The organism is Pseudoalteromonas sp. OOF1S-7, assembly GCF_022347765.1.
In the GTDB taxonomy this organism is placed as follows: Bacteria; Pseudomonadota; Gammaproteobacteria; order Enterobacterales; family Alteromonadaceae; genus Pseudoalteromonas.
The window spans coordinates 328,873-345,870 of record NZ_JAKRFZ010000004.1 but is presented as its reverse complement, the minus strand read 5'-3'; the positions used below and the strand labels follow the sequence as shown (position 1 = coordinate 345,870).

General features: G+C 49.6%; 8 protein-coding genes. All 8 read left to right on the top strand.

Going from position 1 to position 16,998, the window contains the following annotated elements; all coding sequences use genetic code 11:
- Position 1: 1 nt before the first annotated feature.
- A complete protein-coding gene (gene rlmKL / locus MHN33_RS08815) occupies positions 2–2,113 on the top strand; it encodes a bifunctional 23S rRNA (guanine(2069)-N(7))-methyltransferase RlmK/23S rRNA (guanine(2445)-N(2))-methyltransferase RlmL (RefSeq protein WP_239397614.1) in 2,112 nt (703 codons plus the stop codon).
- Positions 2,106–2,336: a glutaredoxin family protein gene (locus MHN33_RS08810; protein ID WP_046003123.1), complete on the top strand. Its 231-nt coding sequence runs from the start codon at positions 2,106–2,108 to the stop codon at positions 2,334–2,336. Before rlmKL ends, MHN33_RS08810 begins: the two co-directional genes overlap by 8 nt.
- Before the next feature lies 1 nt (position 2,337).
- On the top strand, positions 2,338–4,251 hold the full coding sequence (locus tag MHN33_RS08805; protein ID WP_239397613.1) for an ABC transporter ATP-binding protein: 1,914 nt from the start codon (positions 2,338–2,340) through the stop codon (positions 4,249–4,251).
- Between the two features lie 11 nt (positions 4,252–4,262).
- The gene (locus MHN33_RS08800; RefSeq protein WP_239397612.1) at positions 4,263–5,984 is read left to right on the top strand and encodes a DUF3466 family protein; all 1,722 of its coding nucleotides are present in this window, start codon (positions 4,263–4,265) and stop codon (positions 5,982–5,984) included.
- Positions 5,985–6,654: 670 nt separating this feature from the next.
- Positions 6,655–9,816 carry a glycosyl hydrolase family 18 protein gene (locus MHN33_RS08795; protein ID WP_239397611.1) on the top strand — a complete coding sequence of 1,054 codons (3,162 nt, stop codon included), beginning with the start codon at positions 6,655–6,657 and terminating at the stop codon, positions 9,814–9,816.
- Positions 9,817–9,864: 48 nt separating this feature from the next.
- Positions 9,865–11,454: a lytic polysaccharide monooxygenase gene (locus tag MHN33_RS08790; protein WP_239397610.1), complete on the top strand. Its 1,590-nt coding sequence runs from the start codon at positions 9,865–9,867 to the stop codon at positions 11,452–11,454.
- Between the two features lie 19 nt (positions 11,455–11,473).
- Positions 11,474–14,116 (top strand): glycosyl hydrolase family 18 protein, encoded by a 2,643-nt coding sequence (locus MHN33_RS08785; RefSeq protein ID WP_239397609.1) that lies wholly within the window; start codon positions 11,474–11,476, stop codon positions 14,114–14,116.
- 89 nt (positions 14,117–14,205) lie between these two features.
- The gene (locus tag MHN33_RS08780; protein ID WP_239397608.1) at positions 14,206–16,962 is read left to right on the top strand and encodes an Ig-like domain-containing protein; all 2,757 of its coding nucleotides are present in this window, start codon (positions 14,206–14,208) and stop codon (positions 16,960–16,962) included.
- Positions 16,963–16,998 lie beyond the last annotated feature (36 nt).

Genomic DNA, 16,998 nt, shown 5'->3' with positions numbered 1-16,998 from the left:
ATTGCAGTTTATCGCCTTAACGTCCATCGGAATTGAAAACCTGTTGCTTGAAGAACTTCAGTCTCAGGGACTGGAAGTTGTCAAACAAAGTGTTGGCTCGGTCCGCTTTACTGCGGATAGTCTGGCAGTGCAGAAATTCTGTATGACCACACGCTTTGCAACGCGCGTCATGATGCTGATTGATGAGCACGAAAACATCAACAACAAAGATGACTTATACAAGTTCGCGCGTTTTCAGGGCTGGCAGGAGTGGTTTGGTCCTAAGCAAACATTTGCGGTTGAATTCAATGGTACCAATCGGGAGCTGAAAAACACGCAGTTTTCCGGTTTGGTGATCAAAGACGCCATTGTCGATTATTTTCAGGATCTATACGAGCAACGCCCATCTGTCGATAAGCAAGACGCCAATGTACGCGTAATAGCTAAACTCAATAAGGAAAAAATTGCCCTTTATATTGACTATTCTGGTCCACGTCTGTCAGACAGAGGGTATCGTACCAAACAAGGCCGGGCACCGATCCGGGAAAACCTGGCAGCGGCATTGGTGCAGCGCAGTGGTTGGCTGAATGATACCGCTAAACCTTTGTTTGACCCATGCTGTGGCTCCGGTACTTTGCTGATAGAAGCGGCCAGCATGGCGCTGAACCTGCCTGCCAATATAAACAAAGACTTTGCCTTTAAGCGCCTGCCAGGGTTTCGTGATGCCAAATTTAAAGAGCTGAAAAGCGAGTTAAAACAGGCTCAGCTGGACAAACCCTTGTGGATCATCGGCCAGGACATTGATGCTCAGGTACTTGAAACCGCGATAGGCAACGCCAAACGCGCCGGGCTTGAACAATACATCCGTTTTAATGAAGGGGATGCCAGCCAGCTGACTTGCGTTGCCAAGCGCCCGGGCACATTGCTCAGCAACTTGCCTTATGGTGAGCGCTTAGGCTCTATGGCGGAGTTAATTAGCCTGTACCGGGGTATGGGGGAGCGATTCAAAAAGCATTATAAAGACTGGTCTGTGGCTTTGCTCGGCACAGATGAGGCACTATTTAAAACCCTCAAACTGTCCTCGAAAAAGCGTTATAAATTTAAAAACGGTCCGCTCGATGTTGCTCTTTATCTGTACGATATGGACGAGCGTCAGGTGGCACAAAATGAACAGACCGGCGCGCTGCATTTTGAACAATCACGGGCATTTGCCAACCGGGTTAAAAAGAACAAGCAAGCTCTGAAAAGCTGGCTCAAAAAAGAGCTGGTGCAGGCGTATCGTGTGTATGATGCCGACATTCCTGAATATAATGTGGCGGTGGATGTCTACGGTGACAGTGCCGTGGTATTTGAATATGCCGCACCGAAAGAAATTGATGAATTAGTCGCGAACAAACGCCTTCAGGATGTTATCACGCTGACTGCGGAAACGCTGGATATCGACCCTTCAGATATCGCAGTTAAGGTACGTAAAAAGCAAAAAGGTCAGGAACAATACAATGCACTTAGCAAGCAAAACCGGGTGCAAGTGGTTGAAGAGTTTGGCGCCAAGTTCAAAGTTAACTTGTTCGACTATCTTGATACAGGATTGTTCTTAGATCACCGACTGGCCAGACGCTATATTCAGCAAAATGCCAAGAACAAGCGTGTACTGAACTTGTTTGCGTATACCGGCAGTGCGTCGGTCCATGCGGCACTCGGTGGCGCAAAAGCAGTGACTACCGTCGATATGTCTAAAACTTACCTGAAGTGGGCAGAAGAGAACTTCGCGTTAAACGAGTTGCGTAACCCACGATTCAGATTTGAGCAGGCAGATTGTCTTAAGTGGCTTGAGCACGCGCAGGGTCAATATGATTTGATCTTCCTTGACCCGCCAACGTTTTCCAATTCAAAACGTATGAAAGACGTATTTGATGTGCAGCGCGACCATATCCAGCTACTGGGATGGGTGAAAAAAATCCTCAGCCCGGGTGGCACCTTGTTGTTCTCCAATAATAAACGGGGCTTTAAAATGGATGAAGTTGGTCTCATGGGGCTTGGGCTCAAGGCTGAAAACGTGTCAGAGCAAACTTTGTCACCGGATTTCAAGCGCAACAAGCAAATTCACAATAGTTGGTTGATCACCCATGGCTAAGCTTACCCTGTTTTATACTGACGGCTGTCACCTTTGCGAGCAAGCTCACGAATTGGTGCTACGTTGTGTCGACAGCGACGCTGTAGTGCATCAGGATATTGTGGACGACCCTCAGCTGATGGCTGACTATCAGACGTCAATTCCCGTACTTAAGTCAACAGACAGTGCCAGAACTTTGTTCTGGCCCTTCACAGAACAAGATATAAAAGAGTTGTTAAAGTAAGATGGATTTAATCAGAATTGCAAGGGCCCAACTGGCTTTTGGTACTCACCCTTTGTTAGATCAGGCGGATGCGGTCATTGAAGCCGGAGAGCGGGTCTGTATTGTCGGGCGCAATGGTGCCGGTAAATCAACCCTGCTCAAGGTTCTGGACGGGCAGGTTCAGCTCGACGATGGTGAAATTAACCGGGTATCGGGACTGAAAGTATCGCGGCTCGAGCAAGATCCGCCAAAGGGCGCACAGGGCAGTGTATTCGATTATGTCGCCGGTGGCCTGCCAGATATTGCCCAGCTGTTGATTGATTATCATCATGTCAGTGAAGCGCTGCAAACGGATCATTCAAGCAGTTTGCTTAGTCGTCTGGAGCGTTTATCTGCAGACATTGAAGCGAAAGATGCGTGGCGTTTTGAAAGCCGTATTAAGCTGGTACTGACCCAATTGCAACTGAGTGCCAACATGAAGCTGGAGAAACTCTCCGGAGGCTGGCTGCGTAAAGTGGCTTTGGCGAAGGCGTTGGTGAGTGACCCGGACTTATTACTGCTGGATGAACCAACTAACCACCTGGATATGAGCAGCGTCGAGTGGCTGGAGCAGTTCTTAAAAGAGTTCAAAGGCGGCATTGTTTTTATCTCCCACGACCGGGCATTTATTCGCGGTGTTGCAACGCGTATTCTTGATTTGGATCGCGGTAAGCTTATCTCTTACCCGGGCGATTATGCCAAGTATCTGGAGCAAAAGGCGCACGATCTGAAAGTTGAAGAGGCACAAAATGCCTTATTTGACAAAAAACTAGCTGAAGAAGAAGCCTGGATCCGACAAGGGATCAAGGCACGGCGCACACGTAACGAAGGACGAGTCAGAGCACTCAAAACACTGCGGGTTGAGCGTAAGCAGCGTGTGGAGCAAGTCGGCAAAACAGACTTTAACATTGAATCAGCTGAGCGTTCTGGCAAGTTGGTCTTCGAGGCACAACATATTGGTCATGCCTTTAAAGATAAGCGTATTGTGGATGACTTTTCGACGCTGGTCATGCGCGGCGATCGGGTTGGTCTCATTGGCCCCAACGGCGTTGGCAAAACCACTTTACTGAAAATTTTATTTGGTGATATTGCACCGGATAACGGCAAAGTGAAGCAGGGCGTTAACCTTGAAGTGGCCTATTTCGACCAGTATCGTGAAAAACTGGATGAGGAAAAGACCGTTCAGGACAACGTTGCCGAAGGCAAGCAGGAAGTACAAATGGGGGGCCGAAGCCGCCATGTCCTGGGTTATCTGCAAGACTTTTTATTCCCGCCAGCGCGAGCGCGTACCCCGGTTAAGGCCTTGTCCGGCGGAGAGAAGAACCGTCTGCTGCTGGCCAAGCTATTCCTTAAACCTTCAAATGTATTGGTGCTGGATGAGCCGACCAATGACCTGGATATCGAAACCCTGGAATTGCTGGAAGAGATCATCAACCAGTATCAGGGAACTATCCTGATTGTCAGCCACGACCGGGAGTTTATCGACAATACCTGTAACAGTGTGTGGGCATTTGAAGGTAATGGTAAAGTAACTGAGATTGTCGGCGGTTTTAGCGATTTTGAAGCATATCGGACACAGCGCCAGGAGCAGCAAAAAGCGCTCGAAAAGCTGGACAAAGAGAAACAGCAGGCGAGTGAAAACAAAAAATCGGCCAATAAAAACAAATCCGGCAAGTTAAGCTACAAATTAAAGCTTGAACTGGAAGCATTGCCGGGTAAAGTAGAGGCTCTGGAAAACGAGCTGGAAGAGCAGCAAAACCTGGTGAATTCACCGGAGTTTTTCAAGCAAGATCCTGAAACGACCCAAACCGCGTTGAACCAATTGGCTGACCTTGAGTCCAAGCTTGAAGCCGCGTTTGAGCGTTGGGAAGAATTAGAAGCATTACAGAATCAGTAGTAAGGATTGAAATGAAATATTCACTTATGGCCGCCAGCATTATTTTCGGCCTATCTGGTCAGGCGATTGCCGCGACCTACAAACTCACTGAATTACCGACCAGCGACATAGGCAAAATGCATTATGTCACTGATGCCAATGAAAGCGGTGAAGCCATTGGTCGCGTGACGGGACTATATAATCTGCCAGTCGACATTAGTTATATCGATTTTCAAGACAGTTCGATCACCAACTATTACGATACTTATAAAAGGGTCTTAGAGGACAGAGACGAAACCATCACTTTTACCCTGGATGAAATTGAGAATGGTGATGCTCTGGCAACCGATGCAGAAGCGCATAATTTTATGTTGGGTTACTTGTCTTCGGGAACGCAAAGTGGCAGTGCAGAATTCCAAAAGATCAGTTCGGCAGCCGGGTTTGAGTTTACGGGTACAAGTGTCAACTTGATCGACCTATTCGATGTTGAATCCCCGGACTATGCGGGTCTGACACGCTCCGTCAGCAATTCGATAACCGCCATAGCGGCAGATGGCACTGTGGTTGGCTGGGGATCTGCGCCTTATAAAAAGATCACTTTTACACCTGAAGGAGAAAGTGAAGAGAAAACTTACTTTGTTCGTGACTGGCATGCGCGTGGGTTAGTGATATCTCCAGGTGGTAAGCGTGTTACACTGGAGCCTGAGTTCACTGAATATGGTGGCTACAGCATTGCGACAGATATTACTCTGACCGATGAAGGCAACTATCTGGTAGTGGGCCAGGCATCAGTGGGCTTACCGGAGAACAGCCAGACATCCATTACCGACAACTGTGATAACAAAGATGAACCTGAAGCGGTTTGTATCTGGCGTCAAGGGCGGGGTGTCTATGATTTGCGTGCCTATCAATGGACGCTGGATAAAGATTTCAACGTTATTGAAACAAAAAACCTGGGTATTGGTCTGGAACGCAAAGACGATGAAAACAACCCGTTCTATAGCTCAGCGTTTGCCATCAACAAGTCGGGTATTGCCGTGGGCAAATCCAGAATCAGGGTTGACGATAGTCTGAAAGCCTATGAAGAGCCAGGTTACTATCAGGACGGGCAATTTTTTACCCTACGCGCGCATGACGATTTTTATCAAACTGGTAATGCCTTAGATATCAACGACAGTAATGTGATTGCCGGGTACGTTGGTCGACAAAATCAGAGTTCCCTGTTCGAGGTGACTGGTTTTTACTACGATATGAATGACAAAAAACTGGTGGAAATCCCCAATTACTTCAGTGGTTCAGACACCTATGTCAGAGACATTAACAATGCCGGTTACATGGTTGGCCAGGGCGAGACTGAGAAAAACGTCTCTAATTCCCGCAGTGAAGCCTTCTTGTACAAGATTGGTGATGAAAAGCTAACTAACATCAACGATTTATTACCTTGTAAAAGTGATGAATTCCCTTATACCATTGCCGAAGCCATCCGTATCACAGATGACAATACGATCTATGCAGTTGCAACTAAAACAGTGACTAAGTTAGACTCGTTTGGCAATGTGGATAAAGATTCCAATGGCGACGAAGCGTCAGAATCCGTTACGGTGCCTGTGGTATTGACTAAGACAGGCAGCACAGAGCTAGATCAGTGTGTTGCGCCGGAAGTAGAGACTTATGAACGTCAATCCGCTTCGCTGAGCTGGTTATCTTTGTTCGCGTTACCGCTGCTGTGGGTGCGCCGCAGACGTAAGATTTAAGCATTTTTGGGGCATGTACAATGTGCCATGCCCCGGGTTTTCGCCACCATCACCTCCTGCTATTGGTTTTTTAAAGCCTCATGTCCCATTGGTGTTCGTAACAACCAGAACTGTTTATTCAGATTACTAAGCTTGTTTCTATAACGCTCGCTTTGTCGAGATCCCCAGCGGCCATCTTAAGGCTAGTCTGTCTGTATTCATCTAAGTATTTTGTAACTTGATCGCTGAGATGCGAACTCTTGTGCGCTTTTGCGGGTACATAAAAGGCATTTAGATAGGCGTGAATACTGTTTCATAGCACCAAACTCTGCCTGTGAACCTATTTTTATTTAGGTGAAAAGTGCTGGTTTTGGGAGTTTCAGTCATCCTTACGGCTGTTCTTACCAGTTTCTATTGTAAAATATACGATACAAAATAGGGGTTTCCAAATAATCCAGCATTCATATAAATGCAACAAATAAATAATCTCTATAAATATCATAAATATATATGTTTTGTGTATTCACGGGAGTGGTTGAGTAAAAGTAAAAATGTACTAGATTATTATTTATAACCAGTCACTTGTTATGTGTTTTTGGAACGATACACTGCATTCGCCTGGACCGAAATGGAAACAAACTCATTTTCCATTGATGTCAGGTTAAAAATAAAAACAAGTGAGGGTGCATTTATGCAACTAGTTAACATAATAAAACCTGCTGTTAAACTCAGTGCAATAGCGCTGGCATTAACGGCATACAACGCCAGTGCGGCGGTGGAGTGTAGTGGGCTGCCTCTGTGGCAAGCCGGTCAGGTGTATACGTCCGGCCAGCAAGTGCAACAAGATAACATAGCTTATCGGGCAAATTGGTGGAATCGTTCATCACCTAAGCTTCGCTCCGGGCAGTGGCAGGAATGGCGCAAGCTGGGTGAATGTCGTGGCACTGAGCTACCCAATCAGTCACCGGTTATTGATATCGCTCAGCCGCAGGATGAGATAAATGTAAGCGAAGGCGAACAGATCCAGTTCGTTTTTGAAGCGAGTGACAGTGATGGTGTGATCAAGCAGGTTTTGGCTTATCACAATGACACCCTGGTCAAAGTGCTGGATGAAGCCCCCTATGTACTTAACTGGAAAGCACGCGCAGGGGAACACCTGTTTCATGCGGTGGCCATTGATGACGACGGGGCAAAATCCGTATCGACCAGGCGGACAGTCGTGGTGAACGCGTTACCGCCTGAAGATAAAAACACCGCGCCGGTTGCACGCCTGACAGCCGAGTTGCCCAGTGAGCTTGAAGTGGGCAGTCAGGTTCGCCTGACGCTGCGAAGTCATGATAAAGAAAATGATCGCATAACGCAGGCGTTGACACACAATGGCAAAGAGGTGAAGCGCACAGATCTGACTGAAGCGCATTATAACTGGTCGGCAGCCTTTGCCGGGCGTCATGAGTTTACTTTGCAGGCAACGGACGAGCATGGCCTGGTGTCAGAAACAATAACGCGTACTTTCATTGTGAAAGCGCCTGGTGACGATAAAACCAGTCAGCTGGATTGTTTGCCTGCCGGACTATATCGTACACCAGGCGTAACCAGTGCTTATTGTGATGTCTACGATAGCGAAGGTCGGGAGAAAATGGGGGCAGATCATCCACGGCGTGTGATTGGTTATTTTACCAGCTGGCGTCATGGTAAAAATAATCAGCCAAGCTATCTGGTCAATGATATTCCATGGGACAAGATCACCCACATTAACTATGCCTTTGCCCATGTAAATAGCCAGAATGAGCTAAGTATTGGCGACCCGAAAGCACAGGGCAATGCGGCAACCAATATGACCTGGCCAGGCAAGGCAGGCGCCGAAATGGATCCAAGTCTGCCCTATACCGGTCACTTTAACTTATTAAATCGTTACAAAAAGCAGTATCCACACGTCAAAACCATGATCTCTGTTGGCGGCTGGGCTGAGACGGGCGGTTACTTCGATGAAACCGGTAAGCGCGTCAACAGTGGCGGGTTTTACACTATGACCACCCACGCCGATGGCAGTGTTAATCATGACGGAATAAATGCCTTTGTTGCCAGCTCTGTGGCCTTCTTACGTCAGTACGGGTTTGATGGTCTGGACATTGACTACGAATACCCGTCCTCGATGAAAGACTCGGGCCATCCTGAGGATTTCGAGATCAGCAACCAACGCCGCGCTGGCCTGAATCAGTCTTATCAGGTGCTGATGAAGTCCCTGCGTGAAGCACTGGATAAAGCAGGCGAGCAGGATGGTAAGCACTATATGCTGACCATAGCGTCTCCTTCTTCGGGCTACTTACTCAGAGGTATGGAAACGTTCCAGACCGCGCAATATCTCGACTTTGTGAACATCATGAGTTACGACCTGCACGGCGCCTGGAATGACCATGTCGGCCATAACGCGCCTTTGTATGACACGGGTAAAGACACCGAGCTGAAAACCTGGAATGTCTATGGTACCAGAGAGTTTGGGGGAATTGGCTATCTAAACACAGACTGGGCCGTGAATTATTTCAGAGGCGCATTGCCTGCGGGGCGGATCAACATAGGTATCCCTTATTACACCCGAGGCTTTAAAGATGTACGTGGCGGTGAAAACGGCCTCTGGGGTAGAGCACCTCTGCCAGACCAAAACGCCTGCCCGAAAGGAACGGGGATTGGCGAGAAAAACAAATGTGGCAACGGCGCCATTGGCATCGACAACCTCTGGCATGACATTGAAAATGGTCAGGAAGTCGCTGCGGGGTCGAACCCCTTATGGCATGCAAAAAATCTGCAACATGGTATTAATCCGAGTTATCTGGCTGGCTATGGCTTGACGCCTGCTACAGATCCGGATGATGTGCTGCGGGGTGACTATGTGCGGCATTACGATGACATCGCTGTCGCGCCCTGGCTGTACAATGCGCAGAAAAAAGTCTTCCTGTCGATGGAAGATACCGAATCCATGCAGACTAAGCTCAATTATGTGGTTGAAAAAGGCCTGGGTGGCGTGATGTTCTGGGAGCTGGCCGGCGACTTTGACTACCATGCGGATAAAGGTGAGTACTTCATGGGGTCAACCATGACCAGCCTTGCTTACAACACCTTCAATCAAAGTGGCACAGACTACGCAACGGCACAAGGTGATGCAGAATTTGTTGTGCCTGAGTCAGCGGTTGATATTCGCTTTAACGCCAAAAACTTCCCAGTTGGCGATCAGAACTACCCGATCAGACCCACATTCGCGTTCACTAACCACTCGGAGCTGGACCTGAGCGGGGCAACCATCAGCTTCAATGTACCTGTCTCAACCTCTGCGATTTTCAAGTCCAACTGGAATGCCCGTAAAAAGCTGGGCATGAAAGTAGAGCATGATGCCAGCAATGTACGTGGTAACAACATAGGTGGCTTTGACAACGCATTCCATCGTTTCTCAATTACCCTGAAAAACGAGTGGGGTGGCCAGCTGCAGTCATTCAAGCCGGGAGAGACCGTGAATGCCCAGGTGATGTATTACATGCCGATCACGGGACCCGTTAACTTTGTTATCGAAAAAAACGGCAAACAATACGCCTTCAGTAGCGAATATCCTCAGTTGCCTGTAGCGAAAAAGTCGGACGACACCTCTGGTGGTAACCCTCCATCCGGCACGCTGTGCGAGGGAGTTGAGCTGAGTAATATCAATCATTACCCACAGTGGCCGCGCACCAACTGGGCCGGTACACCAAGCCATGCGCTCGGTGGCGATATGCTGATCCACAACGGTTACGTCTACAAAGCAAAGTGGTGGACCAATGCTACACCGTCCAATGGTGGTGCCTGGCAGCAGGTTTGCTCGCTGTAATCCTCAATAAATAGCGGTGGCATAGCTGCCACCGCAGGAGATAACCCTATGAAATATAATAAAACCCTATCGGCTCTCGCCGTGGGGATAAGCTTTGCTGCTGCAAATCAGGCATTAGCGCATGGCTATATGGACTTTCCCAAGGCCCGTCAGGCGATTTGTCAGGAGCAGGGCGGGTTTTGGTGGCCAAAAGATGGTTCCAAAATCCCCAATGCAGCCTGCCGTGCCGCATTTTTGAAATCCGGCCATGTACAGTTTATCCAGAAGCATGAATTCGCTGCCAATACAGCAGAGTTTAACGATCAAAGCGCGGTTGAGGCGAATATTCCCGATGGGACTTTATGCCATGCCGGCGATAAAAATAAAGCCGGCATGGGTTTACCCTCAAAAGACTGGCAGAAAACCCCTGTGACGGTCGATGGTCAGGGGCAAATCAAAATCCGTTATCGCGCCACAACGCCACACAACCCGAGCTTTTGGCAGTTCTATTTGACCAAGCCGGGCGTTGATTTTGAAAACAAAGCGCTCAGCTGGGCTGATCTGGAGCTGGTGCAAAGCCATGGCAATGTCGACTTTTTTATGGCACCCGACGGTAAACGTTACTACGAGATGACTGTGGCCATTCCTGACAAGTTTTCGGGCGATGCTGTCCTGTACAGTCGCTGGCAACGGGATGATGTAGTCGGAGAAGGTTTTTATAACTGTAGTGATATTACGCTCATCAGAGACGCTGAACCCCAACCGCCACAAAGCTGGCACAGCGCAGGGTATTATCTGCGTCAGGGGCAGACGGTCAATATAGGCGATACGGTCTGGCTGCGGGCGTTCGACGGCAACGGCAAAGAACTTATTCAGGAAAAACTCACCATTTCTGAGCAACGCCTTGCCGACTGGCCAGCGTATTTTGCGACTCAGCTCAATGAAGCATTCGCTGCACTGATCCGAATTGGGGTGCAGGATGCGCACGGCAATATTCACTTTGATGCAACGAACCTGGCGGGCAATCAGGTTTTTGTGAGCGATCAGGCGCATACCTTTAATCTTAGTGTGGTTGCCAGGCCCGTGAATACACCACCCACAGTGCATACCCCGGCCGTATTGACGGTGCAAGAAGGACAAAGCGCACATTTGCATGTGCATGCCTTTGATGACCAGCAAAGCAGACTGGATTTCGACTGGCAGTTGCCTGCCCAGATCAGTTACACCGGCGACGGCGCAACCATTACAGTCACGGCCCCACAGGTAGATAAAGACACGCAATTTAGCGGCAAAGTTACGGTTTCCGACGGGCAACTTAGCACCTCAGTCAATGTGGTCATTGCCGTGACCAACCAAAATGACACCCCGACGCCCCCCGATAGTGATACCTGGCAGGCGGATAAGGTCTATACCGGCGGAGACATTGTCAGCTTTAACGGCAGTCAATATCGCGCCAAATGGTGGGTTCGCGGACAGCGCCCGGACAATAGCCATGCCTGGGAGCGCATAGCATCACCTTCTGAACCAAAGGACCAATGGCAAGCCTCCGTGGCTTATACCGGTGGTGCCGTTGTGCGTTACCAGGGTCAACGTTATCAGGCCCGCTGGTGGACCCGAGGCCAGCAACCTGGCAAGCACAGCGTGTGGCAAAAACTATAACAACGAACGAGGAAAAAACATGTTTAACTATTTGATCAGTGCGGCTGCGGTCGCGTCAGCTTTATCGGTAGCGACAGCAGTCGCTGCACCATCAACCCCGAGCATCAACTGGAAACCACAAAACTACTCCTTTGTTGATGTGAACATATATGGCAGAGGCTCCTACAAACAGCTGATCCAGGCCAAAGAGGTAGTGGATATCGCTATCGAATGGAATGCCTGGTCGGGAAAAGGGGGTGACAGTTACAAAGTGTACTTTGATGACGAGGTGGTTAATGAAGGGCCGCTGGCGAAAGGTACCACCAGTGGGGTGATCCGCTTCCCCTATCATAAATCAGGGCGGCATGAATTGCGCATTGCATTGTGTGATGCGTCGGGCTGCGCCACCTCTGCCAGTAAGCCCATCGTAATTGCGGATACCGATGGCGGGCACCTGGAACCACTCAAGCTGAACGTCAATCCCAATAACAAAAAGTATGACACTGACCCCAATACCGTGGTGGGTGCTTATTTTGTCGAGTGGGGCATATACGGCCGAAGCTTTGATGTGACCCAAATCCCGGCGGATAACCTGACCCACCTTTTATATGGCTTTATTCCTATTTGTGGTCCGAATGACTCGCTGGCAGAAATTGAAAATGGCAATAGTCTGCGCGCGTTAAAGCTGGCGTGTGGCAGCTCTGAAGATTATGAAGTGGTGATCCATGACCCCTGGGCTGCGGTGCAAAAGGCACTGCCTGGGATCAGCAGTAAAGATCCAATTCGTGGCACCTATGCGCAATTAATGGCGCTTAAACAGCGTAACCCGGATCTGAAGATCTTACCTTCGGTAGGGGGCTGGACTTTATCCGATCCCTTCTTTGATTTCACGGACAAGGCAAACCGCGACACCTTTGTAAAGTCAATGCGCGAGTTCCTGACGACCTGGAAATTCTATGATGGTGTGGACATTGACTGGGAGTTCCCCGGTGGTGATGGTGCTCACCCTGATTTGGGTGCCAGCACGGATGGCGAAACCTATGTATTACTGATGAAAGAGCTCAGAGAGATGTTGGACGAGCTGGAAATTCAAACCGGTCGTGAATACGAATTAACGTCGGCCATTGGTACCGGCTGGGACAAAATCGAAGATGTTGATTATCGCGATGCTGCGCAGTACATGGATTACATCTTTGCCATGACCTATGACTTTTACGGTGGCTGGAACAACGAAACAGGCCATCAGACGGGCATTTACTGTGGTTCACATCTGAGTTCAGATGAATGCCGGGGCACGGGTGTTGATGAGCAAGGGGAGGCAAGAAAAGGCCCTGCTTATACCCTGGATAATGCAATTCAGTTATTACTCAAGCAAGGCGTTCCCAGCGAAAAGCTGGTCGTCGGTGCAGCCATGTACGGTCGTGGCTGGGAAGGTGTTTATCCGAACAATGCCCAAATTGCAGATAACCCGATGACGGCACCGGCCAATGGTAAGTTACGAGGCAGCATGTCACAGGGCGTTTGGGAAGCCGGTGTCATTGACTATAAAGGTCTAAAGGCGCACATGATTGGCAGTGGTGAGCAGGGCATTAATGGCTTTGAAGTGGGTTATGACACCACCGCCGAAGCAGCCTATGTGTGGAATCGCGATACCGGCACGCTGGTGACCTATGACAGCCCGCGTTCAGTCAGAGCCAAGGGGCAATATGTCCGTGAGCATAATCTGGGTGGTTTGTTCGCCTGGGAAATTGATGCCGATAACGGTGATATTCTCAATGCGATGCACGAAGGATTGGCAGGGAAAGCGACTGAGCCGGTGCCCGTGAACAAAGCACCAGTAGTCACTATGCCAACTAACCTGACGCTGGCGGCGGGTGACATTTATATTCTGACTGCCGATGCACGCGACCCCGAAGGTCAAGCTCTGACCTATCGCTGGTCAGGTGATGCTCAACTGAATCTGCAAAGCGAGGATGACAGCGTTATCGTAACGGCGCCGAATGTCACTCAGGATGCGGTGTATACGGTTAACTTGCAGGTTTCCGATGGGGTGAACCAGGTACAGCGACAAGTCAAAGTACTGGTAAAAGCGCCGGTGGTTGAAAATAAAGCCCCCGTTGTTGGAGACATAGCGAGTATTAGCCTGGATGAAAAGGCCAGCAAAACGCTGACTGTGGGCGCCACTGATCCGGAAGGTAAAACACTGAGTTATCGTTGGCATGTGCCGGGTCATACCATCAGCGGCCAGGGCGCATCTGTCACTCTGAACGCCTCTGAAGTGGAGAAAACACAGACTGTGACCGGCACTGTGACCGTCAGCGATGGCGTTCATGAAGTGCAGCGTCAGTTTAACGTTACCGTGAAAAATCTGGCTGACACACCTGAGCCGACTCCAGGTGACGGCAACACCACCTGGGATGCCAATAAAGTGTATGTAGGCGGCGACAAGGTGTTTTACAAAGGCGTTGAATATCGCGCTCGCTGGTGGACAAGGGGCGCGCTGCCTGCCAATGGTGGTGTGTGGCAGGAGATCATTCCAGACGATGGCAAAGTGCGTGCATGGCGCAGTGACCTGGTTTATACCGGCGGTGATAAGGTTATGCATAACGGTGAAACCTGGCAGGCGCGCTGGTGGACCCGAGGTCAGTCGCCTGGCAGCAATGGTGTCTGGCGCAAGCTATAAATTAACGCACGCTTACGGATAACCCCTAAACAGCGCAGGGACGCGCTTCTAACAGATAAATAAAAACAACGAACAATAAGAGTAAAATCATGTATAAGTTATCACCCATAGCGTCTTTTCTCGCCGCAGTCAGCGTGTTTGGCGCTACTGCAAACACCGCCCCGATCAGTGTCCACAGTAACAAGCAGCTGGAATCACAGCTGATCGAACAGTTGCAGCAGTCAACGCGCTTTTTCCAGTCCCGTCAGGCAAGCACTATGCCTGGCTTTGAATTTAAAACCCATAGTCGCAGCGAAGATGGCAAACACCTGCGTCGTAGCCAGTATTATCAGGGTATACGGGTACATGGTGGGGAAATCGTCACCCATCATGATGCGCAAAACCTGTTTAGTGTGTGGTTTGCCCCTGAGGGGAATATTACGGGTGTCAGTGGTTCCGTGGTCCCGGCGCCTAAGCTGGATTCAGTGGTAGCGTCAATTGATGAAGCGCAAGCTTTACGCAGCGCAAAAGCCAGTATCCCGGATCTTCTTATGACTCAGGATGAGCAGATTGAACTGGTGGTTTACCCATATCAGGATGGCTTTAGGTTAGCATACATGATCACCTTCTTTGCTGAGACAGAGCAAGCGCCCAGCCGGCCGGAGTTCTTTATTGATGCCCATAGTGCAGAGGTGTTGAGTCATGTTGAAACCTTGACCCACGGCAAAATTGGTACGGGCCCCGGCGGCAATGAGAAAATCGGCCGCCATTATTACGGCGAAGATAAGCCCAAGTTTTATGCCACAGAGCATGACGATGGTCGTTGTGCCCTGGCGCATGATGATATTCGCGTGATCGACATGAAACACGACATCAGTAATACAGAGACCTTTGTGTTTGATTGCCATGAGAACCAACACAAGTCAGTCAATGGCGCCTATTCTCCGCTCAATGATGCCATGTATTATGGTAAAGCAACGCTGGAGATGTTTGATGACTGGTACAGCAGCCGCGCGCTTGAAGGCGATTTGGTGATGCGGGTGCACTACCGTGAAAATTACCTCAATGCATTTTGGAATGGCAAGGAAGTGACGTTTGGCGACGGTAACTTGTCGCGTTATGGCGTATACCCCTTTACATCACTGGGCGTGGTCGCCCATGAGATTGCCCATGGTGTGACGTCACAAAACTCCAAGCTGGTATACAGCAGTATGTCCGGCGGTGTAAACGAAGCGTTTTCAGATATGACATCGGAAGCACTGGAGTGCTTTTTGAATCAAGACGCCGATGGCAGCTGCGAAGTAGACTGGTTAATTGGTGCCAGTATTTTCAAAAACCGCACAGCGCTGCGCTATATGGATGATCCAACCAAAGATGGCAAGTCGATTGGTCATGCGGATGATTACACCCCAGGGCTGGATGTTCACTATAGCTCTGGGGTGTTTAATAAAGCATTTTATCATCTGGCAAACACACCCGGCTGGGGCGTGAAAAAAGCCTATGAAGTGATGTTGCATGCCAACAAACACTACTGGGTTTACAACGGCAATTTTGAGTCGCTTGCTTGCGGGGTAACAGATGCTGCCGAGGAGCTGGGTTACGACATTAAAGCGGTTGGCGCTGCATTTAAACAAGTGGGGGTCTTTGCCTGTACAGAAAATAAAGCACCAGAAATTAGCATAACAAACCCGGGCGAGGGCAGTCGCTTTAAGATTCACTCAGCGCTGACTTTCAGTGCTGATGCAAAGGATGATTATGGTGAGGTTGCTCAAGTCACTTTTGTTGTAAACGGCGATCAATATCGGACATTAACCGCTGAGCCTTATGAAATAAACTGGCAAAGCGATGAAACCGGCACCTATCAAATCAGCGCGATTGTAGAAGACAACGAAGGACTGACAGTCACCTCAGAGCCCGTGCGCTTTACCTTAATTGACCCTGCGCAATGCCAGACACCCCAGTGGAGAGAAAGTCAGGTCTATGTCCAGGGTAATAAAGCGTCCTTTGATGGCTTTGAATATACAGCCAAATGGTGGAACCGAGGCCAGAGCCCAGCGCATAACTCAGGTTCCTGGGGCGTGTGGCAGCGCGGCGTCGAGTGTGGTGTCACTGCGGAGCAACCAAACCAGGTGCCTGAACTGACCTTCTTATCACCAGACAATGACCTCGAGGTGAGTGAAGGCAGCAAAGTAGCGGTGGCATTAAAGGCAACCGACAGAGATGGCACAATTAAACAGATATTAGTTAGCGTTAATGGACAGTTGCTGACTGAGCTTATTCAGGCACCTTATGTATTTAACTTTGACGCGAAACAGGCTGGAGAGTACATCCTGAGTGCGGTTGCCATAGATAACAAGGATGCCCGCTCTGCGGTGGCAACACGCACAATTAAAGTGAGTGCAGCGCCTGGTGAGACCCATACGCCAGAAGTAACCCTGAACAGCCCCAAAAATGGCAGTGAGTTTGCTCCGGGGCAGCCAATCGCACTGCAGGTTAGCGCCTCTGATAAAGATGGCGACCTGATTCAAGTCCGTTATTTTGTTAATGGCAAACAGGGGGCAGGCAGTCATACAAAGCCTTACTCAGCCTCGGTGACCTTAAGCGAAGCGGGTGCGTATGAGATATATGCCGTGGCCAGCGATAAGAGTGGGCTGCAAACTCGCTCAGCCACGCACAACATAAGCGTCAAAACGCAGACACCCGGTTGTCGGGTCGCAGTCTGGTCCGCCAATACGGTTTATACCGCCGGCGATCAGGTGAGTTACGACGGACGCTTGTTTCAGGCTAAGTGGTGGACACGCAATCAGAACCCGGCCGACAATGCTAGCCGCTGGGCTGTGTGGAAAGACAAAGGAGATTGCAAGTAACTAACAACAAGGGCCTGAGCTGCGTTTGCCCCGGGC